Source organism: Vogesella sp. AC12, assembly GCF_024437575.1.
GTDB classification, from domain to species: domain Bacteria; phylum Pseudomonadota; class Gammaproteobacteria; order Burkholderiales; family Chromobacteriaceae; genus Vogesella; species Vogesella indigofera.
In genome coordinates this window covers 94633-115943 of the sequence record NZ_JANFNU010000004.1, presented here as the reverse complement: position 1 = coordinate 115943, position 21311 = coordinate 94633, and the positions used below count along the sequence as shown (strand labels likewise).

The 21311-nt window shown below is 63.2% G+C and carries 16 protein-coding genes and 2 tRNA genes; 9 read left to right on the top strand and 9 right to left on the bottom strand.

Annotated features, from left to right (window positions below; all coding sequences use genetic code 11):
• The 3 genes from NOM55_RS08655 to NOM55_RS08645 all read left to right on the top strand — a co-directional run bounded on the left by NOM55_RS08655 (position 1) and on the right by NOM55_RS08645 (position 4784).
• Positions 1 to 708 (top strand): general secretion pathway protein GspB, encoded by a 708-nt coding sequence (locus tag NOM55_RS08655; protein WP_255908251.1) that lies wholly within the window; start codon positions 1 to 3, stop codon positions 706 to 708.
• A gap of 98 nt (positions 709 to 806) precedes the next feature.
• Positions 807 to 1406 (top strand): lytic transglycosylase domain-containing protein, encoded by a 600-nt coding sequence (locus NOM55_RS08650; RefSeq protein WP_245961155.1) that lies wholly within the window; start codon positions 807 to 809, stop codon positions 1404 to 1406.
• 348 nt (positions 1407 to 1754) lie between these two features.
• Positions 1755 to 4784, top strand: coding sequence for a hypothetical protein (locus NOM55_RS08645; RefSeq protein WP_255908250.1), 3030 nt, complete (start codon positions 1755 to 1757; stop codon positions 4782 to 4784).
• Between the two features lie 69 nt (positions 4785 to 4853).
• Here NOM55_RS08645 and NOM55_RS08640 read toward each other — a convergent pair whose 3' ends face one another.
• Positions 4854 to 6863 carry an Ig-like domain-containing protein gene (locus tag NOM55_RS08640; RefSeq protein WP_255908249.1) on the bottom strand — a complete coding sequence of 670 codons (2010 nt, stop codon included), beginning with the start codon at positions 6861 to 6863 and terminating at the stop codon, positions 4854 to 4856.
• Between the two features lie 542 nt (positions 6864 to 7405).
• The gene (locus NOM55_RS08635) at positions 7406 to 7639 is read right to left on the bottom strand and encodes a hypothetical protein (protein WP_255908248.1); all 234 of its coding nucleotides are present in this window, start codon (positions 7637 to 7639) and stop codon (positions 7406 to 7408) included.
• Between the two features lie 367 nt (positions 7640 to 8006).
• On the opposite strand from NOM55_RS08635, the gene NOM55_RS08630 reads away from it, so the two are divergent.
• From NOM55_RS08630 to gltX, 3 genes are all read left to right on the top strand, one after another.
• A tRNA-Ala gene (locus NOM55_RS08630) sits at positions 8007 to 8082 on the top strand.
• Positions 8083 to 8087: 5 nt separating this feature from the next.
• Positions 8088 to 8162 (top strand) — tRNA-Glu (locus tag NOM55_RS08625).
• Between the two features lie 189 nt (positions 8163 to 8351).
• Positions 8352 to 9737 carry a glutamate--tRNA ligase gene (gltX, locus tag NOM55_RS08620; RefSeq protein ID WP_255908247.1) on the top strand — a complete coding sequence of 462 codons (1386 nt, stop codon included), beginning with the start codon at positions 8352 to 8354 and terminating at the stop codon, positions 9735 to 9737.
• A 131-nt stretch (positions 9738 to 9868) separates the two neighbouring features.
• On the opposite strand, the gene NOM55_RS08615 is transcribed toward gltX, so the two are convergent.
• The 7 genes from NOM55_RS08615 to NOM55_RS08585 all read right to left on the bottom strand — a co-directional run bounded on the left by NOM55_RS08615 (position 9869) and on the right by NOM55_RS08585 (position 18173).
• Positions 9869 to 11638, bottom strand: coding sequence for an S-layer homology domain-containing protein (locus tag NOM55_RS08615; RefSeq protein ID WP_255908246.1), 1770 nt, complete (start codon positions 11636 to 11638; stop codon positions 9869 to 9871).
• Positions 11639 to 11894: 256 nt separating this feature from the next.
• A complete protein-coding gene (locus NOM55_RS08610) occupies positions 11895 to 12758 on the bottom strand; it encodes a MurR/RpiR family transcriptional regulator (RefSeq protein ID WP_211329250.1) in 864 nt (287 codons plus the stop codon).
• A gap of 324 nt (positions 12759 to 13082) precedes the next feature.
• Complete coding sequence (locus NOM55_RS08605) at positions 13083 to 13892, bottom strand: MetQ/NlpA family ABC transporter substrate-binding protein (protein ID WP_047968073.1); 810 nt, start codon at positions 13890 to 13892, stop codon at positions 13083 to 13085.
• 74 nt (positions 13893 to 13966) lie between these two features.
• Positions 13967 to 14656: a methionine ABC transporter permease gene (locus NOM55_RS08600; protein WP_120811528.1), complete on the bottom strand. Its 690-nt coding sequence runs from the start codon at positions 14654 to 14656 to the stop codon at positions 13967 to 13969.
• Entirely contained in the window at positions 14657 to 15394 is a 738-nt protein-coding gene (locus NOM55_RS08595; protein WP_120811525.1) for a methionine ABC transporter ATP-binding protein, read from the bottom strand.
• A gap of 340 nt (positions 15395 to 15734) precedes the next feature.
• The gene (locus tag NOM55_RS08590; RefSeq protein ID WP_255908245.1) at positions 15735 to 16505 is read right to left on the bottom strand and encodes a 2-keto-4-pentenoate hydratase; all 771 of its coding nucleotides are present in this window, start codon (positions 16503 to 16505) and stop codon (positions 15735 to 15737) included.
• 81 nt (positions 16506 to 16586) lie between these two features.
• Complete coding sequence (locus NOM55_RS08585; RefSeq protein ID WP_255908244.1) at positions 16587 to 18173, bottom strand: diguanylate cyclase; 1587 nt, start codon at positions 18171 to 18173, stop codon at positions 16587 to 16589.
• A 253-nt stretch (positions 18174 to 18426) separates the two neighbouring features.
• Here NOM55_RS08585 and NOM55_RS08580 point away from each other — a divergent pair, with 253 nt between their 5' ends.
• The 3 genes from NOM55_RS08580 to NOM55_RS08570 are packed head-to-tail and all read left to right on the top strand — an operon-like array spanning position 18427 to position 21283.
• Positions 18427 to 19854 carry a circularly permuted type 2 ATP-grasp protein gene (locus NOM55_RS08580; RefSeq protein WP_047968064.1) on the top strand — a complete coding sequence of 476 codons (1428 nt, stop codon included), beginning with the start codon at positions 18427 to 18429 and terminating at the stop codon, positions 19852 to 19854.
• A gap of 2 nt (positions 19855 to 19856) precedes the next feature.
• Positions 19857 to 20780 carry an alpha-E domain-containing protein gene (locus tag NOM55_RS08575; protein ID WP_255908243.1) on the top strand — a complete coding sequence of 308 codons (924 nt, stop codon included), beginning with the start codon at positions 19857 to 19859 and terminating at the stop codon, positions 20778 to 20780.
• A complete protein-coding gene (locus tag NOM55_RS08570) occupies positions 20777 to 21283 on the top strand; it encodes an arsinothricin resistance N-acetyltransferase ArsN1 family B (protein ID WP_255908242.1) in 507 nt (168 codons plus the stop codon). The genes NOM55_RS08575 and NOM55_RS08570 overlap by 4 nt, the downstream gene beginning before the upstream one ends.
• Positions 21284 to 21311 lie beyond the last annotated feature (28 nt).

The following is a 21311-nucleotide window of genomic DNA, read 5'->3' as shown; positions in this document are numbered from 1 at the left end:
ATGTCCTACATACTCGACGCCTTGCTCAAGGCCGATCAGGAACGACAACGCCACAGCACGCCGACCGTGCACTCCATCCACGCCGCGCAGAGCATCCAGCCGACGCCGGGCAAACCGCGCTGGCGCTACCTGCTGCTGATATTGCTACTGGGCAGCGGCATCGCCGCGGCCGGCATGCTGTTCGGCTGGCAGGCGCTGGCGACGATCCGGCCGGCCACGCCGCAGGCGGCGGACAACAGCAGCGTTGCCCCCAACCGCAATACCCCGCCGCCAGCCGAAGCAACGGTGGCTTACCTGCCGCCGGCGGACAGTCTGCCGCTGACCAGGCAAAGTGATGCCGAGCTGACGCCAGCGCCGGCCGCCCCGGCGTCCAGTCGCAAGGAAAACCGTGTCGCGCCGGCAAGCAAGCCGGCCGCGCAGACGACAGCGGCCCCGGCGCCTGCGGCCGACGCCACCGTCAGCCGCATCGACAACCGCGTGTTCAACCTGCGCGAGCTGCCTGAGGCCCTGCAAAAAGAGATTGGTGACAGTGTCGTGATCTCCGGCTTTTCCTCCTCCGCCGAAGATTCGGAACGACTGGTGATCATCAACGACCGGGTACGGCGCGCCGGTGACGACGTTGTGGCCGGCATGACACTGGAAAGCATCCAGGCCGATGGCGTGATCTTGAACTACAAGGGCTATCGCTTCCGTAGCGGAAGTTTCTGACCTCCCACCCACCAGAGGAAACCATCATGGCAACCCTTGCTTGCTTGCCCCGGGCCGGGCCGCTTCGCTGCCGGCAAAGGCCGGCGCTGCTGACCGTCTTGCTGCTGCTCCTTGCGCCCATCGCCGGTGCCAACATCTATGCCTTTACCGATGCCGACGGCACCACGCACTTCAGCAATGTGCCGCAGGACAAGCGCTACCGGCTGGCACTGAGCACGCCGCGCGACAGCGCTGAAGTCACGACCGGCAAGCGCGCGCCGGGCGTGCAGTACCGCGCCAGCCAGCGCGCACGCTGGAGCCAGCTGATCGACAGCACCGCGCAGAACCTGAACCTGGACGCCGCCCTGCTACACGCGGTCATCGCCACCGAATCCGGTTACAACTGGCGCGCGGTGTCGCCCAAGGGCGCGATTGGCTTGATGCAGTTGATGCCGGCCACCGCCGGACGTTACGGCGTGACCAACCTGTACGACCCGCAGCAGAACGTCCGCGCCGGCGCGCAACACCTGCGCGAGCTGATGGGCCGCTTCGACAACGACCTCAGGCTGGTGCTGGCCGCCTACAACGCCGGCGAACAGGCGGTGGCACGTTACGGCAACCGCGTGCCGCCTTATCAGGAGACCATGCAGTATGTACCGCGCGTGCTGGGCAACTATGCACGCAATCAACAGCGGCCCCAAGCCGCTCCCGAGTACTGATCAAGCCCCAAAAATGCTGATGGCGGCAGGAAATCCTTGCCATTTTGCTGCCGCCATATTTTAAATATTTCGTTGAATCTATTGTCACAATAACCTACGATACAGCGTACCAATCCGCCAAAAAAAGGAAGGAGGCAAACCTCGGTTAGCGTGTTCTGTAATCGCACCGGCCACTCGCGGCAGACACTGCCGGAGAGGGTCGTAATTTGGCTGGCAAGCTGCAGCCTCTGGTATCGAACAAAAGCGGCAGAACAGTACTGGCGGTATTTTTTTCTAATGTACGCAGGAGGGGATCTCGCGCGATTCCTAGGCAAGGAACCGCCTTTGAAGATTCAAAGGAGGTGTAACATGAGTCCCAACGGCCTCGGGAAGCTCCACAAAGCTTCCGGAATACACACATCCGCCATCTGTCGCACGGCGGGTTTCAAACAACCCCTATTCAGGTTTTTCGCCCTGCTGTTCAGCACGCTGTTCCTGCTGCTGACCACCAATCCTGCCGCCGCAGCAGCGCCTGTCGGTATCCAGAACACGCTGGAAGGTTGCCGCAACAACGGCGACATCACCCTGCCTAATGGCAGCGGCCAGTTTGTCTGCCCCGACGACGTCTACACCAGCGGTAACCTCGGCAAAGGCTGGAACGAGCTGGATCTGGTGCCGTATCGGCTGACGGTCGATGCCGGTAATTCTGCGCCGGCAACCCAGACTTACACCATCGCGGTGGTAGTCGATCATGAAGATGCCGGCAAGCCCGGCTACGACGTGCTGTCGACGCTGACCAAGAACGTGGCGCTCTCCAGCGGCACCTGCTCGATCACCAACATCAGCGCCCAGATGGTGCTCACTCCCGGCATCGGCGGTACCGACAAGTCACTGTACCGGCTAGTCACCATCAGCCAGGACAAGAACAGCACTTGCGTGTTTGACTACTATGCGCGGCTGGCACTGGGTTCGCATCTGTACCCGGGATCGTCGCTGCACGCCAACCTAGCCAATGAGGCCTTCGGCACTGCCGGTATCGGCGCCCGTGACGTGTCCATTCCGGTAAAAGAAATCCTGCCGCAAGAACTGCGCAAGGATATGACTGCCAGTCAGGACACCGACTACAGCTGGAACATCACCAAACAGGCCAACCCGACCGATGTCTCGTTCGGCAACGTCTGCGCGGAAGGTTTTGATGACCAGCTACCGGTGGAAATCACCATCCAGTGGACGCGCTCGGCCGCCATCAACGGCATGATCACCGTCACTACCAACGTCTACGCCAAGAACCCGGCATCGCGCACCATCACCGTCAGTGTCTCCGACAAGATCTATAAGGGCCTGACCCCAACCACCCAGGTCGGCAGTACCGCGAACTCGGGCGAGGTTGATGTGGCCGCCAAGACCGAAGTACTGGTGCTCACCAACCAGCAGACTCTGCCAGCCAGTGATGGCGATCAGGGTGCCTTCAACGATGTGGCCACTGCGACCTACATCGACAAGGCGACCGGTATAGCGGTACCGGGTAACACCACCGCCACCGCCAGTGCCGCCATCAGCACCGGCACCACCACCAACGCCACCGCGGTCATCACCGACACCGAGTCGATCACTGGCAATTTCCTGCAGTTCTCGGTCGATAGCCTGGGCGGCAGCGTCGCCGGCAGCTTCAATCCGGCTTATGTACTGGGTACCAAAACTGTCGGTCCGGTTAACTGGACATCCGGCGAACAAAGCAGCAGCGGTTCGGTTGTATTCATGAAGACCATTCACCTGAATGGCCAGAAAATCACTTCCGGCACCCTGACTGACACTGCGACACTGACACCGAAAGATGGCAGCCCGCAGGTTTCCGGCCCAGTCAATGTGGCCATCGTGTCGAGTTCGGCTGCAGAGCTGAAGATCGACAAGAGCATCGACGCGGAATCGATGTCGTTCCTGGCTGCGGGTGAGAAATACGTGATCCGCTTCACCATTACCCGCCTGGGTGATGCGACCTACCAGGACAGCAAAGAGCTGACCTTCAACTACGGCGATAGTGGTGCCACCAAATCGGTCTCCCTGACCGGACTGGTACCGGATACCTATCAAGTGGTTGAGGAAACCGTGTTCGTCAATGCGGCCAACGTTGAAGCGATCGGCGTGCTTGCCGATGCGACCAGCAACTCGCGCAGTGTCGACCTGACTGTCACCGACAGCACACCGATCTGCCTGGGCACTGCCGTGTTCGCCAACAAGCGGGCATTTGGTCCGGCCACCGCAGAAGTGCAGAAAGTCACTGATCCGGTGCTGCAATCCGGTGATGCCGACTTCAAGTGGAGCTTTACCCTGACTGGCCCTGGTGCCGGGACGGGCGTCCTCGCCGAGGCTGATGCCGGTGGTGGTGCAGTAGCGTTCGAAGCAGGCGGCCAGCCGTTCTCGCTTTCCGAAGGTGTCTACACCGTGACCGAAACGCTGAAGAGTGGCTGGGACTTGAACAGTGTCAACGCTGACCCTGCTGCCACAACCTGCTCCTTTACCGTCAATTACCCAGCCGATGCCGGCAAAGTGTTCTCCTGCCTGTTCAAGAACACCAAGCGGGCCGAGGTGCAGGTAATCAAGACCTTCAACGGCGCACCCATCACTGGTAGTGAAGTGTTCACCTTCAGTCTGCGTACCGGCGCATCGGCCGCAGCTGACGGCACCATCCTGCAAACCCTGCAGGCCAATGCCGGCAACGGTGGCACCATTACCTTTGACAAGGTGGTTCCTGGCAACTACCAGCTGTGCGAACAGGGTATCCTGGCTGGCTGGACAACTTCTCTGTCCTCCATGGCAGGCGCCTTCTCGCCACCCAATGGCGGTGACAACAGCACTACTTGCGTCGGCTTTAGCGCCGCTGCCGGTCAGTCTGTAAGCTTCACCATCGACAACGTACCACCGCCGGGAGGCCAGGCCCACACCATCGGCTACTGGAAAAACTGGGCTTCCTGCAAACAAAGTGGCGGCAAGCAAGCGCCTGTTCTCGACCAAACCATGGCCCTGGCTGAGCCTACCGGTATCCAGGTAAACAGCTTCTACCTGCACGGTAGCGTGGCCACCCCTGACGTGGCACCGGATTGCAGCAAGGTCGTCAACTTGCTCAACAAGTCCACCTTTAGCGGTACCAAGAAAGCCAGCGACCCGCTGTTCAACATGGCGGCACAACTGGTAGCGGCTGAACTGAACTACGCTGCAGGGGCAACAACCTGCGCCAAAGTCAGCGAGGCTATCGTGGCAGCCAATGCGCTGCTGACCAAGTACCAGTTCACTGGTTACGGCTACACCGGCAAGGTCAGCGCCACTGACGCCAGCCTGGCCCGTAGCCTGGCGACTCGACTGGACAACTACAACAACAACCTGCCAAGCGCCTGCCTGTAAACCAGACTGGCGTATCAAAAAAAGCCCGGCGCAAGCCGGGCTTTTTGTTGGCGATGAGACGGTGCCGCCTTATCTGGCAACCTGTACCGACACCACCGCGCTGGCGCTGGCAGCGCCGTCGCTAATGCTGTAGCTGAAGCTGTCGCTGCCCTTGAACTTGCCGTTCGGGGTATAGGTGATGCTGCCGTCGCTATTGAGCACAGCCTTGCCACGCGCCGGCACGCCCACGGTCTTCACCTGCAGCGGCTTGCCTTCCGGATCGTAGTCATTGCCCAGCACCACCATCCTGACGGCAGTGCCGACCCTGGTCGCGCCGCTGTCATTGACCGCCACCGGCGGCTTGTTGCTGGTGCTGGTCGTGCTGCTGGCCACCACATACGTGGCGCTGGCCGTGGCACGGTAGCTCGTGCTGCCAACGTTGGCCGCAACGACGCTGAAGCCGTAGGAACCGGCGGCCGCGGTCGTTGCCGACGTCACACTCAGGGTGGTACTGGTGCTGGCACCCGGCGCCAGGGTCAGCGTCGACAGCGGCAGGCTGCTCCAGCCAGCCGGCACCGTGGCCGCCAGGCTGAACTGCGCGCTGCTGCAGGCGCTGGAATCGGTATTGGTCACGCTCAGGCTGAAGCTTGCCGCCGAGCCGGCAGCCAGCGACGGGCTTTGTCCCGGCGTCAACACCACACTCGGGTTGCCACGGGTGCACACCGGCTGCACCGGGGTTTGCCCACCGGTCGCCACACTCACCGTGGCACCGCTGCTGCTTGCCGACAGCAGCGAAATGCTCACCCCGCTACCGCTATCGGTAAAGGTCTTGCCCACCGCCAGCGGCGAATCGCTGATGTCATCGGTGGCCGAGCTGTTCGGCGTCAGGTCCAGCAGGTCGCTGGTGTCTCCGCTGTTGTCGGTACCGGTGCGCACCAGCACGCCATTGACCGCCTGCGGGAAGCGCGAGATGTCGCTGTCGAAGCCCAGCGGCTGGCGGAATTCGACGTAGTACCAGCTCTTCTGCCCGGTCGTGGCATCCACGCCCTTCAGCACCTTCACGGCCTTGATGCCATTACCGGCGGCCGCGTACGGCGTCAGCGTAACGGTGGTGCTACCGCTTTCCACGGTGGCGATGGCGGGCGACAGGTTGTAATTCAGCCAGCCCAGGCGCTCTTTCTGGAACGCGTTGTAGTGCACGCCGCCGTTGCCCATGGTGTCGAAGGCATCGCCGTACTCGCTGCGGCTGCAGCTGCTACCCAGCGTGGTCGCGCCGCAATCCAGCGAGTGCGAGTGCCACAGGCCGAAGTTATGCCCCATCTCGTGCGTCACCACCCCGCGATACAGCGCGCCGTTTAGCCACGACGACGACGGCGAACCGCCGACGGTGCCCATGCCGGACCAGGTGCAGGCAGTGTTTTTCGGCATCACGTAGATGCGGCGCGGGTACTGGGTCAGGTCGATGCCGGCGTTCTTGGCGGCCTGGTTGGCGTAGGCCGCCACGTTGTCCGGGCTGCAGGTCTGGTTGATCGGCAGCGTCAGCCAGCCGAAGACATTGCCGTTCAGCCATGTCTGCTGCGACGAGTTTTCCTTGATGAAATCGCTGCTGCTGCCAAACACGGTGGTGTTGGCCTGGCTCGCGGTATACGGCTGCGTCTGGTTGTCCTGGAAGTTGACCAGCAGCACCGCGGTTTTCTGCTCGCCAAAGGTATTCGGCGCGGCCAGTGCCAGCACCTGGTAGCTGGTGCTGCCGGTGCTGTCCAGCGCCAGCACATTGTTGCTGAGCGAACCCTTCACCCGCACCTTGGTGCCGCTCGGCTGGCGCGGGCCCTTGCCCTTGAACTTCAGCTCGACACGGCCCTCTTCCGTTTTCAGGTAGTAGCGGTTGCCGGTGGTCTTGTCGAAGTAGTGAACGTGGATCACTTCCAGCTCGCCCTCGCGCTCCACTGCAGCCGCTGCCGTCGCGGTGCCCTGGTTCTGCGGCAGGGCCTTGCTGCTCTGGGCCATGCCGGGGGCGGCAAACAGGGTCAAGACAAGTGACAACATGGTGCCGGTGCGGGCCATCAGGCGCGGCCAACCTGGCGCTGCTGCAATAGACATAATTTCCTTTCGTGTAACCCGGGCTGCCGGCCGGCGGCGCTCAGCGCCCTGCCCGATCCGGCAACACCCTTTTCCTGTGTGGCGGCAGCAGCCGGAAGCGGCACCATATCGTGTCCGCTCCCGGCCGCAGGCAACACGCCACAACCAAGCCTTGCTTCGTATCCGCCGATAGGTCCGGCGTGCTGTCTCGATGGCACCAGCCACCCGCACAACAGGACGCGCCCCCTTTTTGGCATCCCGTCGGCAAGCGCTGGTGCCGGCCACTCGTCTTGCTGACACTTGTTGTTTTACTTGCAACAGCTACTTTTAAAATCAATAGCCGAAGGATGTCAGATACAAACAGTCAAGTCAGTTCACATAGTCTGGCCACAAGGCTGACACCGTGATTCCACGTCTGAACCTATCGGATGACGTCGCTACTATACATAGTTGCTGAGGAGTTACCGCCCCGTTTTTCGGCCGATTCAAAAAATAGCACGCAAGATATATGTCTTTGTTTTAATTAGACAAACATCATTTCATCAATCAGATAAATGATAGCTTTACCGGCAATATCTTTGGAAATTTTGCAACGGGTCATTCCACTCATCTTTATCCCGTTCGAACGGCTGGTTGCGCTGAAAACCGGGCGCAAAAGACCCGCCAACGCGGCGCCAAAGCACCGCGCTAGCGTTGGCCGCCGGCACGGCAAAAAGCCGCACCGGTAGCAGCACAAACAGCGCAACAGGAGGATGAAAACGGAGAATGAACCAAGATGTAGCCAGCACTGCCAGCACGCGACAGGGTCATCGCGCAAGGCGCACCACGAGATAAGCAGCAAGCGCAGCAACCGTGCCAGCAGCAAGCGCGCCGCTGGCGGAATGGCAGCGAAACATCGGCACCGGCGGCAAAGCGGCCGTAATTTAACGATCTGCCACCTTTTGCACGCTTTCGCCGCCGGCAACCGCGCGTAAAGCCCGATGGCGCGGTCATTACCAATCGGCGCGCCGCAATGCAAAAAGCAATAACAGCATTAAAATCAATAAGCTGCCATTTCAAACATGCCAAAAGCGCATATTTTTTTAAAAACAGGCTTGACTTGCTCAAAACCAGACGTTAAAGTGCACGCCAATTCGTGATGCAGCACTGTGACACGAAGCCAGTGGGGGTATAGCTCAGCTGGGAGAGCGCTTGCATGGCATGCAAGAGGTCAGCGGTTCGATCCCGCTTATCTCCACCACTTCAGTCCCTATAGTTTAGCGGTTAGAACACTGCCCTTTCACGGCGGCGGCCGGGGTTCGATTCCCCGTGGGGACGCCAGAACATGAAAAGCCCGTTACTTCGGTAACGGGCTTTTTGCATTGGCGGCCAACGTTGGCCGCAGCCTGCCGCGAGCGCGCCGGATCAGGCACCACACCGCAAAAACGGCATCGGCGGTGGCGATGGTTTGCCCGCCATTTTGCCGGCAGCGTACAATACGCCCTTTCTCGTTTTCGCTGGCCATCCGACATGATCCGCACTCGCTTTGCCCCCAGCCCGACCGGCTTCCTGCACATCGGCGGCGTCCGCACCGCGCTGTTCTCCTGGGCGTTTGCCCGCAAAAACGGCGGCACCTTCGTGCTGCGCATCGAAGACACCGATCTGGAGCGCTCGACGCCGGAATCGGTCAAGGCCATCCTCGACGGCATGCACTGGGTCGGCCTCGACTACGACGAAGGCCCGTTCTACCAGACGCAGCGCTTTGACCGTTACAAGGAAGTGATCCAGCAACTGGTCGCCGCCGGCCACGCCTACCCGTGCTACTGCAGCAAGGAAGAGCTGGAAGCGCTGCGCGCGCAGCAGGAAGCCAACGGCGAGAAGCCGCGCTACGACCGCCGCTGGCGCCCGGAAGCCGGCAAGACCCTGCCGCCGCCGCCGGCCGGCGTGCAGCCGGTGATCCGCTTCAAGAACCCGCTGGACGGCGTGGTGGCGTGGGATGACGCGGTCAAGGGCCGTATCGAGTTCGCCAACACCGAGCTGGACGACCTGATCATCGCCCGCCCGGACGGCAGCCCGACCTACAACTTCTGCGTGGTGGTCGACGACTGGGACATGAACATCACCCACGTGATCCGCGGCGACGACCACGTGAACAACACCCCGCGCCAGATCAACATCCTCAAGGCGCTGAACGCGCCGCTGCCGGTGTACGGCCACCTGCCGATGATCCTCAACGAGGACGGCCAGAAGATGTCCAAGCGCCGCGACGCGGTTAGCGTGGTGGATTACGCCGACAAGGGCATCCTGCCGGAAGCACTGCTGAACTACCTGGCGCGCCTGGGCTGGGGCCACGGCGACGACGAGCTGTTCGACATGACGCAGTTCGTGGAGTGGTTCACGCTGGAAGCGGTCAGCGGCTCGCCGAGCCGTTTCAACCACGAGAAATTCCTGTGGCTGAACGCGCAGTACATCAAGGCCGCCGACAACGCGCGCCTGGCCGAGCTGATCGCCGGCCGCCTGGCTGCGGCCAACGTTGACACCAGCAACGGCCCGGCGCTGTCGGACGTGATCGCACTGGTGAAGGAACGCGTGCAGGACCTCAACGCGCTGGCGCTGGAAGTGGACTACTTCTACGCCAAGCGCGAGCCTGCCGCCGCCGACGTGGAAAAACACCTGTCCGCCGACAGCCACGCGCGCATGCTGCGCTTTGCCGAGCGCCTGGCCGCGCTGGACAGCTGGACCGCCGAGAGCATCCACGAGCTGTTCAAGCCGTTCTGCGCCGACGAGGGCATCAAGATGGGCCAGCTGGGCATGCCGCTGCGCGTGCTGGTGTGCGGCACCGCGCAGACGCCGTCGGTCGACGCGGTGCTGGCGCTGATCGGCAAGGACGAGGTATTGCGCCGCATGCGCGGCTAAGCCCGCAAAGCCGTAGCATGCCGCCTGACACGCAGCGCTACGGCTTGCTGCATGTAAACAGCCCCTGCCGCTTATCCCGGCAGGGGCTGTCATTTTGTCGGCGGGAGCGCAGCCATGCCGCCCGACTGCACTCAGGAGGCGATGCCGGTCACCTGGGCCAGCACGCGCGCCACCTCTTCTCGCATCACAGGCGCCTTGCCATTGAAACGCCCGCCTGGTGCCGCAAGCAACCCTTCGCCCACCACCAGCTCAGCAGCCTCATCGTAGCCCTTACCCAGTTGGGCAGCATCAAGCAATGTGGCACGTTGCGCCAGCGAACGCTGCTGGAAAACCTCCGCCAGCCGTTTTACCGCCAGCGCAAACTCTTCACGGGTCACCTCCTGCCGCGGCCAGAAGCGGTCATAACCGCTCATCCAGCCATTGCTCACCACGATCTCAATCTGTTCGCGCAAAGGGTGATCGCCAGCAACATCCGACAGCAACGGCTTTTCCGCCGCCTTCAGCTCGCCGTTGAGCGTCATCTGCAGCGCATTGGCAAGCTCGGCGCGGGTAATGGCACGCTGCGGCTCGAAACGACGCTGAGCATCGGTCGTCATCAGGCCGCGGAACACGACCGCGGCAATCGCCTGCTGCTGCTTGCTGCGACCAATATCGACAGGCAATGTGCGCGACGGGTGACCCAGCATCGCATCCACCGGCTCGATATCCATGCGCACATCGCGCACCGTGTAATTGGTCAGCGAATCGACAAAACGGCTCCAAGCCGCAAAGGACTCGCCCTTGCTGAAGTTGACGCGATAGCCATAGTGGTAGCCGTTGGCCGGGTTGTAGCGTGTCAGCAAACCTTGCTGCTGCCTGGCCTTGTTGTCGGCCAAACCATAGATCACGGCGCGGCCGACACTGTTGACGGCAGACAGGTCCGGGATCAGCGCATTGCCGTTCAGGTACTCGTCACCGGCCTTGATCGCTACTTTGCCCGGATCAGGGACAATGACATCACGTGCGGGGTCGTAACGGTCACCACTGCCCAGCATCGCCAGCCGGACATTACGGATTTCGCTGCCATAGACGCCAAAGCTGTTGCTGGCCGACGAGACATCCATCACCGTGACATAGCCCTCGCCCAGCACCTCAACGCTGCCATCTGGCTTGACCCACATCGCCGTATTGGTATCCAGACCATAACCCCGCTTCAGGTTGCGACTGGTGAGATAGCTGGCCATGCGCAGCGCACGGCCGGAGGTGGTCTCCTCCAGCTTGTCCAGGTGCTGATCAATCACACCATCAAACAGGCCGCTTCCCTTCAGCACCGCCGTGCCACGCATATTGCCACGCGCAGCCACACCGAAATCCAGCGTATCCATAACTACACCATAGGCTGTTGGCATCCACACACCCTGAATGCTGGCACCGGCACTGCTACCGCCAACAACCCCTCCCCGCTCTTTCAGTGCACGAATCGCCTGAAAGGCCAGCGATGGCGAGCCATCCCCGTTGTACAGGGCACGAGCAATCCGGGCCTGATCGCCGCCAACGAACCACACGGCACTGGCCAGGGTCAGCGGCTTGACCGTGTCGGGATCGTTCATGGTGTCCTGATAGTTTTTGCGATCAATATTGACGATGCTGATATTGGCCTCCGGCACCCCCAGCGCGATCAGCTCGCCACGAAAACGCTTGCTCGAACTCTGGCTGCCACTGGCAGTGGGCATGATGGCAATACGGGCATTGCTCACACCGCCGGCCAGTTCGATGAATTTTTGGTACACAGGCTGGTTACTTGCGCGCAGCATGCCCCCGACGGCCAGCAGATGCCCCTCTGCCTGCGCCGGCGCCAGCGGCCAAGCCAGTGCCAGCGCAGCCAGCAGGCCGCCCATCTTGATAGTGTGCTGTTTCATCATTTCTCCTGAGCTGCCACCCGCCCCGGCTGAGGACCGGGCAACAGCCTGCCACGACCGACGCACACGCAGTACGTCTGCCGGATGCAGCAGCAGGCAGCAACACGGATCAGGGCCAGGCGGGATGAACGAAGCTCCTGTTTCTCTTGTTGATAAAAGTGCTTTGTGGCTGCGGACAAGCCGCGGCTTTTTGTTTGCCCGCCGGATCTAGCCGGACGGTGCAGTCACGCCCACTGCCCTTTACAGCAGGCGCATTCGCTCAACCGCGTTTCGGCGGTTGGGCAGAATCATTCCAGTACAGGTATTGCAGCATGCTTTCCGACAGCTCGGCACTGAGACGCACCGCCTCCTTGTTCTGCACCATCACCGCGGACACCAGCGACTCGATCAGGGCCAGTGCGGCAGTACCTGACGCGGCCAGTACGGGATGGTCGGCAACCGCATACAGCACGTGCGAACTCAGCGCCGCCAGCGGCGAGGCCGGCGAGTCGGTGATCACCAGCAGCGTCGCTCCGCGATCGACGGCAAAACGCGCCAGCTGCACCGTATCCCGGGAATAGCGCGGCAAGCTGATCGCCAGCAGCACATCCTCTGGCCGGATTGTCGCCAAGCGATAAGCGGCATTTTCATTGCCGCCTTCCAGGCTGATCGCCTGGGCATCACAAAAAGGCGCCAGGTTGGCCGCCGCCAGTCCGGCAAGATAGGCACTATTGCCAAAGCCAAGACAGAACACCCGCCGCGCCGCGGCGAGCAGCGCCACCGCCAGCTCAAACTGCAAGGCGCCACTGCGATCGGCAGTAAATGCCAGATTGGATGCTGTTGCAGACAGCAGCGAAGACAAGGAAACCCTGTCATCCGCCTGCATGCCGATCTGTTGACGCAGTTTGCTTACCGGCGACACGGCTTCTTGCAAAGCCGCGGTCAACTCCGCCTTGAGACCGCCAAACCCCTGATAACCGAGGCTATTGGCCAGCCGGTTGACCGCTGCCGCAGAAACACCGGTTGCCTGCGCCAGCTCCTCAATGGAATGCGTCGCCGCCAGCAGCGGGTGGCGCAGCAAGAAATCCGCAACCTTGCGCAAGGCCGGAGACAGAGACGACAACGCCTGTTGCAGCGTCTGCATTAAGGGGGAGTCATGCAGTGTAGGTTCAATCATTGAATATTTATTTTCATAATTTGATTTAATGAAAATAATCACATCAATCCGAGATCATAACAACGATTATCGATCGCGCGCCGGAGAGGCAAGCGGCCAACGTCGCAAATTAGTGACACTCGCCAGCAGGCAATACGGCAAGGCCAATAGCAAGCCAGCCGCACACGCATTCCCTGCAGGCAAAAAAAATGGCGGATCGCAGGATCCGCCGAGCAGCCTTGAATGCCAGGAGTGTTTCAAGGAAAACCGCCGTACCGGCTGCTGTCTTGCAGGCCGGTACGGATAAAACGCTTACTTCCAGTTGGCCGGGAACTTGTAGCCGGCGTACTTCTGTTTCGCCCAGGCGCGGAACGCCGGCGAGTTGTAGGCGGCGATCACGTCCTTGGCCCATGGCTTGGCGGCGTCAGCCGCGCGCACCACGCCCCAGTTGACGTAGGCGTAGCTCTTTTCCTGATACACGGCTTCGGTCAGCTTGATGCCGGAGCTGACGGCGTAGTTGCCGTTCACCACCGCGAAGTCAACATCGGCGCGCGAGCGCGGCAGTTGTGCGGCTTCCAGCGGTACGATCTTGATCTTCTTGACGTTGACTTCGATGTCCTTTTCCGACGCGGTCAGCGGGTTGATGCCCTTCTTCAGCTTGACCCAGCCCAGGTCGTTCAGCATCACCAGCGCACGGGCGAAGTTGGACGGATCGTTCGGTGCCGCCAGGGTGCTGCCGACTTTCACATCCTTCAGCGATTTCAGCTTGCCGCTGTAGATGCCCAGCGGTGCGGTCGGCACCTGGAACACTTCTTTCAGCTGCAGCTTGTTTTCACGGGCGAAGTTGTCGAGGTAAGGCTTGTGCTGGAACACGTTGACGTCCAGCGAGCCTTCCTGCAGTGCCAGGTTCGGGCGCACGTAGTCGGTGAATTCCACCAGCTTCACGCTGTAGCCCTGCTTTTCCAGCAGCGGCTTGATCTGCTGCTTCACCTGGTCGCCGAAGTCGCCAACGGTGGTGCCGATGGTGATTTCCTTTTTCGCCGGGTCGGCAGCGTAAACGTTGGCCGCAGCGGTCAGGCCGATGGCGGCAACAGCGATGGATTTCAGTACGAGTCTGCGCATGGTGTTCTCCTTGTGAGAGTCTTTGTCCAATGGCGTGGCGTCTGCGTGAACGCCCGCCGCTTTAAATTGAGTGCTTAACGCTTGTCGAGGCGGGCCGCCAGATGGTTGCCGGCAAACTGGATGATCTGCACGATCACCACCAGCAGCAGCACCATCGCCACCATCACTTCGGTCTGGAAGCGGTAGTAGCCGTAACGGATGGCCAGGTCACCGATGCCGCCGCCGCCAACCACGCCGGCCACCGCCGAGTAGCTGAGGAAGCTGATGGTGAGAATGGTCAGGCTGGAGATCAGGCCGGCGCGAGCCTCGCCCAGCAACACTTTCCAGATGATCTGCGCCGGGCTGGCGCCCATCGCCTCGGCCGCCTCGATCACGCCGCGCGGGATCTCGCGCAGCGTCTGCTCCACCAGCCGCGCAAAGTACGGGATCGCGGCAAACGACAGCGGCACCGCGGCGGCAATCGGGCCGATGGTGGAGCCGACCAGCAGCCGCGTCAGCGGCACCAGCGACACCATCAGGATAATGAACGGGAAGGAGCGCACCAGGTTGACGAACCAGCCGACCACGCCGTTGACGGCACGGTTGGCGAACAGCTGTCCCGGCTGCGTCAGGTACAGCAGGATGCCGAGCGGGCCGCCGACCACGATGGCGACGGAGAGGCCGATGGCCAGCATCAGCCCGGTTTCCGCGCTGGCCTGCCAGATTTCCGGTGCCAGATCGGACAGATTGGCCAGTGCCTGGGCAAGAGTCAGTTGTTCGTCCATTTATGCGACCTCCAGCAGCGATTTGGCCAGCGCCGAACGCGCCGCGACCTGTTTGTCGGTGACTTCCAGCAGCTCGACCACTTCACCGGCATCGAGCAAGGCGGCGCGGTGGCAGATGGAGCGGATGACGTGCATTTCGTGGGTGACGATCACCACGGTAACGCCGAAACGGGCGTTGATGTCCTGCAGGCAATCGAGGATGGACTGCGTGGTTTTCGGGTCCAGCGCCGAGGTCGGTTCGTCGGCCAGGATCACGTGCGGCCGCGGCGCCAGTGCGCGGGCGATGCCGACGCGCTGCTTCTGGCCGCCGGACAGCTGCGCCGGGTAGTGGCCGGCACGGTCGGCGAGGCCGACGATATCGAGGCACTCGGCGACGCGGGCATCGATGTCGGCGCGGCTCCAGCCGGCGATCTCCAGCGGAAAGGCAATGTTGGCCGCCACGGTGCGGTTGGCCATCAGGTTGAACTGCTGGAAGACCATGCCGATATTCTGGCGCGCGCGGCGCAGCTCGGCGGCGGACAGGCCGGTCAGGTCACGGCCGTCGACATTGACGCTGCCGTGGTCGGGGCGTTCCAGCAGGTTGATCAGTCGCAGCAGCGTGGATTTGCCGGCGCCGGAAAACCCGATCAGGCCGAAAATCTCGCCCGCCTTGATATGGAGGGTGGTGTCGCGCACGGCGTCAAACCAGCCGCCTTCAGGGCGACGGAAGCGCTTGTGTACGTTTTTGAGGTGAATCATCCTGGACTCCGAAGCAATAAAGCCCGCCGGGTTTGCGCTGGCGGGCTTTATCACGTGGAATCTTCGGTATCGAAAATTGGGAGAATCGTTTGATAAAACAATCCCCACGCTTTAGCTGTTTTACGCCCGCAAGCTGTGTTCAAATCGGCGTTAATCAAGTTGTTGTACACAATTGAACAATATACATTCGTTTGTGTCAATCGCTGCGATGCACCATATTACCCTTATGTCGCAAAATTGCAAACATTAGTTTTAATATAACTTTCAGCAATTTAAATATTGTATCCAGTGCCAAACACTGGCAGCGCCCGCCGGCACGCGATCACGCTGCCATCTGTCCTTATCGCGCGCTAAAACAGGCGCTTAGCTGGCCCAGCTCACCATAGCGCAGGGTCACCTCGCTGTCCGGCGCCAGCGACAGCACCCCGGCATAGGAACCGGTGATCACCACCTGCCCCGGCAGGATCGCCTCGCCGCGCGCGGCGAGGAAGCCCTGCAGCCAGTACAGCGGCGCCAGCGGATCGCCGACCGGGTGCACGCCGGCCAGTGTTTCCTCGCGCTCGCCCTGATTCAGCACCAGCGGCAATACCTTGGCCGCAAAGGCGGCGTCACGATCGACCTGCGGCCCCAGCAGCAACCCCTGGTTGACCAGACCGTCGGCCAGCGACTGCAGGAACGGCGGCTTCGGCAGCGGCAGGTAGCGGCTGTCAATCAGCTCCAGCGCCAGATGCACGCGGGTGATGGCAGCGCGGATCTCGGCTTCGGTGTAAGGCTCGGCGCGCAGCGGCAGGCCGCCGTCGAAGACGAAGGCCAGCTCCGGCTCGACGCGCACCGCGCCGTCGCGCAGCCACACCGGACACGGCGCGGCGGTGTGGCTGCTGTGAATGCTGGTCGCGTAGATCGGCGCGGCGACGATCTTGTCCTTGTCCGGCAGGCCGCACTTCCAGCCGCCGATGGCGTCGTTCAGCAGGCCGGAGACAGCCTGCTGGATCGCCAGCGCGTCGGCCGGCGTCTGCGGGGCCTGGGCGTCGGCCAGCAGCGGCCCTTGTGCACCGCTGAGGCGGCGGGCCGCGAGGGTGATGGCGGCGGCACGGATATCGGATGGGGTCATGAGGATGGCAACACGGTAGACAAAGCGCCGTTGTACCTGTCCGCGCGCGCGGCGGCAAGCCCGCCGCCGCATGGCCCGGCTTCAGCCGCGATAGCGCACGCAGTTGCGGCCGGCGGCCTTGGCCTGGTACAGCGCGGAGTCGGCCTCGCGCAGCAGCGCCTCCTCGTCGCTGCCGTGCGCCGGATAGCTGGCGATGCCGGCAGAGAAGTGCAGCCCCTGCAGTGCGTTGCTGTCGCCGGCCACGCGGCAGCCGGCGTAGGCCTGCTGCAGCTCGGCGACGCAGGCGGCGGCGCCGACGATGTCGCAGCCGGGCAGCACCAGGCAGAACTCCTCGCCGCCGTAGCGCACCGCGAAATCGGCGGCGCGCAGGCGGCCGGCAAACAGCGTCGCCAGCGCCTTCAGTACCGCGTCCCCCATCGCGTGGCCGTACTGGTCGTTGACCGCCTTGAAGTGGTCGAGGTCGATCAGCACCAGGCACAGCGACTGCCCGAGATGGCTGGCGTGCTGCAGTTCGACCGGCAGCCGTTCGTGCAGGTAGCGGCGGTTGTAGAGCCCGGTCAGCGGATCGCGTCGCGCCTGTTCCTGCAGCTGTTGCTGCAGCTGCTCCACCTCGGCCATGCGCACCGCCAGCTCGCGGTTCAGCGTCTGCAGCGCCTGGTGCGCGTGTTCCGCCTCCTGCTGCCGCTGCAGTGCCCAGTCGCGCTCGAAGGCCACGCTTTGCGCCGCCTGCTGCAGCTGCAGCGTGCGCTGGCGGAAGAAGCGGTAGCCGAGAAACACCAGCGCCAGCAACAGCACCGACAGCACCCAGTACACCGCCATCGCCGAATCGCGATACAGCATCGCGCGCTGCTGCCACGCCTGCGCGCTGTCGCCGACCTGCGCGGCCACGCTGCGGTCCGCCAGCCAGAACGACAGCCACAGGAAGCCCAGCACGCCACACAGCGCGAACACCGCCACCAGCCCCACCCAGCGCTGCGCCGGTACCGCCGCGGCGCGCTGCGGCCAACGTTGTTCGCGCCAGCGCAGCACCGCCGGCGTGCCCAGCAGCAGCAACGGGCCGCAGGTCAGTACCGTCTGCAGGAAATTGCCCGACCACCAGCCCTGCCACACCGCGAAGGCGCCCATCGCCGACAGCTTGTTGCTGTAACTCCAGATGAAGGAACCGGTGGCGCTGGACACGGCGGAGATGAAGCAGATGGTGACGAAGAACAGCATGGCCGGCAGCGACGACGGCACATAGCGCACCTTGACGTGGCGGTACACCAGCGACATCACCAGCAGCCCCAGCGGATTGGAACAGGCAAACAGCAAGGCCCAGCCCGGCGGCAGCCCGGACAGGTAGGCGACCAGCAAGGTGGAGAGATAGGCGAGGCTGGCGCCCCAGGCGTAGCCGAACCACAACACCCACAAGGTGGCGATGGTCAGCGGCGGGTAGATGCTGATCACGAAATCCAGCTCGCCAAAGTGGACGCTGTAGCCATACCAGCCGCCATACAGCTGTACCACGCCCAGCCACAGGCAGGCCGCCAGCGACAGCAACCAGGCCAGCAGCAGCTGCCAGCGCGCCGGCGAGCGCTGCAGCAGCACCGCCAGCGGCAACGCGTGGTCGCTGGCGACCAGCGGATCGGCCGGCGTGGCAAGGTTGGCCGCAACAGGGGAAGCGTGCATGGCATGGCCGCTATCTGGATAAAGTAAACAGCAGCATAAGAGCATGCCAGCAACGTTTCAAGGGCTGTTGCTGCAGCTGGCACGGCACGCGAACGGGGCATGACGCACCACCATGACACATGATTTACGGCGCCGCCGATGCCTGCATCATTGCGGTGCAAGCTGCCGTGGCGTAGTGCCCGTTTCGATAGGGCAAACACTGGCACGCGGCTTGCTGAACTGCTGCTGACGATGAACAGCAGGAGACCGCGCCATGCATGCACTGACCTTGCCCGAAGCGCACCACTATGACGAAATGCTGCTCGCCAGCGGTGGTATCCGCCCGCACTACCGCGACTTTGCCCACTGGCTGCACTCGCAGTCACCGCAGACGCTGGCGCGCAAGCGCGCCGAAGCCGACCTGATGTTCCACCGCGTCGGCATCACCTTCGCCGTGTACGGCGACGATTCCGGCGCCGAGCGGCTGATCCCGTTCGACACCGTGCCGCGCATCATCCCCGCCAGCGACTGGCAGACACTGGAAGCCGGCATGCGCCAGCGTGTCACCGCGCTGAACGCCTTCCTGCACGACATCTACCACGAACAGCACATCGTGAAAGCCGGCATCATTCCCGCCGAGCAGGTGTTCTCCAACAGCCAGTACCAGCCGGCGATGCAGGGGCTGGACCTGCCGCACCGCATCTACGCGCACATCACCGGCGTGGACGTGATCCGCCACAACGATGGCAACTTCTACGTGCTGGAAGACAATCTGCGCGTGCCCTCCGGCGTATCCTACATGCTGGAAAACCGCAAGATGATGATGCGGCTGTTCCCCGAGCTGTTCGCCAGCCACGCGGTGGCACCGGTGCAGCACTACCCCACCCTGCTGCTCAACACCCTGCGCCACGCCAGCCTGGCGGAAAACCCGACCGTGGTGGTGCTCACCCCCGGCCACCACAACAGCGCCTATTTCGAGCATGCCTTCCTCGCGCAGCAGATGGGCGTGGAGCTGGTGGAAGGCCAGGACCTGTTCGTGAAACACAACCGCGTGTACATGCGCACCACCGCCGGCCACAAGCAGGTGGACGTGATCTACCGCCGCATCGACGATGCCTTCCTCGACCCGCTGGCCTTCCGTGCCGACAGCATGCTGGGCGTGCCCGGGCTGCTATCGGTGTACCGCAGCGGCGGCGTGATCCTGGCCAATGCCATCGGCACCGGCGTGGCCGACGACAAATCGATATACCCCTATGTGCCGGACATGATCCGCTTCTACCTGAGCGAGGAGCCGCTGCTGCAGAACGTGCCGACCTGGATGTGCCGCCGCCCGGCCGAGCTGGACCACGTGCTGAACAACCTGGCCGAGCTGGTGGTGAAGGAAGTCCACGGCGCCGGCGGTTACGGCATGCTGATCGGCCCGGCCGCCAGCGCCGCCGAGATCGACGACTTCCGCCAGCGCATCATCGCCGATCCGGCCAACTACATCGCGCAGCCGACGCTGTGCCTGTCGTCCTGCCCCACCTTCGTGGAAGCCGGGATCGCGCCGCGCCACATCGACCTGCGCCCCTTCGTGCTGTCCGGCCGCGAAATCAGCATGGTGGCCGGCGGGCTGACGCGGGTAGCGCTGAAAGAAGGCTCGCTGGTGGTGAATTCGTCGCAGGGCGGCGGCACCAAGGACACCTGGATACTGGAGGATTGATCATGATGCTGTCGCGCACCGCTTCCCAGCTGTACTGGATGAGCCGTTACATGGAACGCGCCGAGAATCTGGCGCGCCTCTTGGATGTCACCCACAGTCTGTCGATGCTGCCGCAATCGCGCGGTGGCGCCGACATCGCCGCCGCGCTGGCCACCACCGGCGCGCTGGACGCCTGCCGCACGCGCCATCCGGCGCTTGGCGCCGCCGACGTGCTGCACTTCATGACCTTCGATGCGGCCAACCCTGCCAGCATCATCAGCTGCCTGAAATTCGCCCGCGAGAACGCCCACGCGGTGCGCGGCAAGATCACCGGCGAGATGTGGGAGAGCATCAACGCCAGCTGGCTGGAAGCGCGGCAGATGGCGTTCGAGGGCCGCCCGCTGGCCGGTTTCTTCGACTGGGTGAAGGAGCGCTCGCACCTGTTCCGCGGCACCACCTACGGCACCATCCAGCGCAACGACGCGTTTTCCTTCATCCGGCTGGGCACCTTTCTGGAGCGCGCCGACAACACCGCGCGGCTGATCGACGTGAAATCGCACCTGATCGGCCACGAGCTGGACGACAGCGCCGCCGACTTCTACCTGTGGGGCGCGCTGCTGCGTTCGCTGGGCGCCTTCGAGGCCTACCACGAGCTGTACCGCGACACCCTCAGCGCACGGCGCGTGGCCGAGCTGCTGATCCTGCGCCCCGACGTACCGCGCTCGCTGCGCGCCTGCGTGGACGAAATCGCCGAGCTGCTGCCGCGCATCCAGGGCGACACCGGCCATCGCGCCAAAAGGTTGGCCGCCACGCTGCACGCCGAGCTGAGCTACGACCAGATCGACAGCATTCTCGGCGCCGGCCTGCATGCCTATCTGGCGCAATTCCTCAGCCAGATCCATGCGCTGGGCAACGCGGTGCACGGCGCCTATCTGGAGGCGGCATGAGCGAGCTGATCATCCGCGAGGCGACGCCGGACGACGCCGCCGCCATCTGCGCCATCTACAACCCGTACATCGAGTACAGCACCATCTCGTTCGAGGAGCTGCCGGTGAGCGTCGGCGACATGGCCGAGCGCATCGCCGGCACCCAGGCGCAGGGCCTGCCGTGGCTGGTGGCCGAAACCGAGGACGGCGAGCTGTTCGGCTACGCCTATGCCAGCCGCTGGCGCACGCGCCCGGCCTACCGCCACGCGGTGGAGGCCAGCATCTACCTGCGCCAGGCCACCGTCGGCCAGGGCCTGGGCAAGCTGCTGTACCGCGAGCTGCTGCAACGGCTGGCCGCGCAGGGGCTGCGCACCGTGATCGGCGGCGTGGCGCAGCCCAACCCGGCCAGCGACGCGCTGCACCGCACGCTGGGCTTCAAGCAGGTGGCGCACTTCGAACAGGTTGGCCGCAAGTTCGGCCGCTGGCTGGACGTGGCCTACTGGCAACTTTCCTTTTCCGCCTAGCCCCTGCCCGCGATGGCGCCAGCGCCGA

Excerpts from the sequence above, each read along its gene's own strand:
- gltX (WP_255908247.1), top strand. The coding sequence starts at position 8,352 with ATGATCCGCACTCGCTTTGCCCCCAGCCCGACCGGCTTCCTGCACATC.
- NOM55_RS08610 (WP_211329250.1), bottom strand. The coding sequence starts at position 12,758 with ATGCAGACGCTGCAACAGGCGTTGTCGTCTCTGTCTCCGGCCTTGCGC.
- NOM55_RS08600 (WP_120811528.1), bottom strand. The coding sequence starts at position 14,656 with ATGGACGAACAACTGACTCTTGCCCAGGCACTGGCCAATCTGTCCGAT.
- NOM55_RS08605 (WP_047968073.1), bottom strand. The coding sequence starts at position 13,892 with ATGCGCAGACTCGTACTGAAATCCATCGCTGTTGCCGCCATCGGCCTG.
- NOM55_RS08640 (WP_255908249.1), bottom strand. The coding sequence starts at position 6,863 with ATGTCTATTGCAGCAGCGCCAGGTTGGCCGCGCCTGATGGCCCGCACC.
- NOM55_RS08595 (WP_120811525.1), bottom strand. The coding sequence starts at position 15,394 with ATGATTCACCTCAAAAACGTACACAAGCGCTTCCGTCGCCCTGAAGGC.
- NOM55_RS08580 (WP_047968064.1), top strand. The coding sequence starts at position 18,427 with ATGCATGCACTGACCTTGCCCGAAGCGCACCACTATGACGAAATGCTG.
- NOM55_RS08615 (WP_255908246.1), bottom strand. The coding sequence starts at position 11,638 with ATGATGAAACAGCACACTATCAAGATGGGCGGCCTGCTGGCTGCGCTG.
- NOM55_RS08570 (WP_255908242.1), top strand. The coding sequence starts at position 20,777 with ATGAGCGAGCTGATCATCCGCGAGGCGACGCCGGACGACGCCGCCGCC.
- NOM55_RS08645 (WP_255908250.1), top strand. The coding sequence starts at position 1,755 with ATGAGTCCCAACGGCCTCGGGAAGCTCCACAAAGCTTCCGGAATACAC.
- NOM55_RS08585 (WP_255908244.1), bottom strand. The coding sequence starts at position 18,173 with ATGCACGCTTCCCCTGTTGCGGCCAACCTTGCCACGCCGGCCGATCCG.
- NOM55_RS08590 (WP_255908245.1), bottom strand. The coding sequence starts at position 16,505 with ATGACCCCATCCGATATCCGTGCCGCCGCCATCACCCTCGCGGCCCGC.
- NOM55_RS08575 (WP_255908243.1), top strand. The coding sequence starts at position 19,857 with ATGATGCTGTCGCGCACCGCTTCCCAGCTGTACTGGATGAGCCGTTAC.
- NOM55_RS08655 (WP_255908251.1), top strand. The coding sequence starts at position 1 with ATGTCCTACATACTCGACGCCTTGCTCAAGGCCGATCAGGAACGACAA.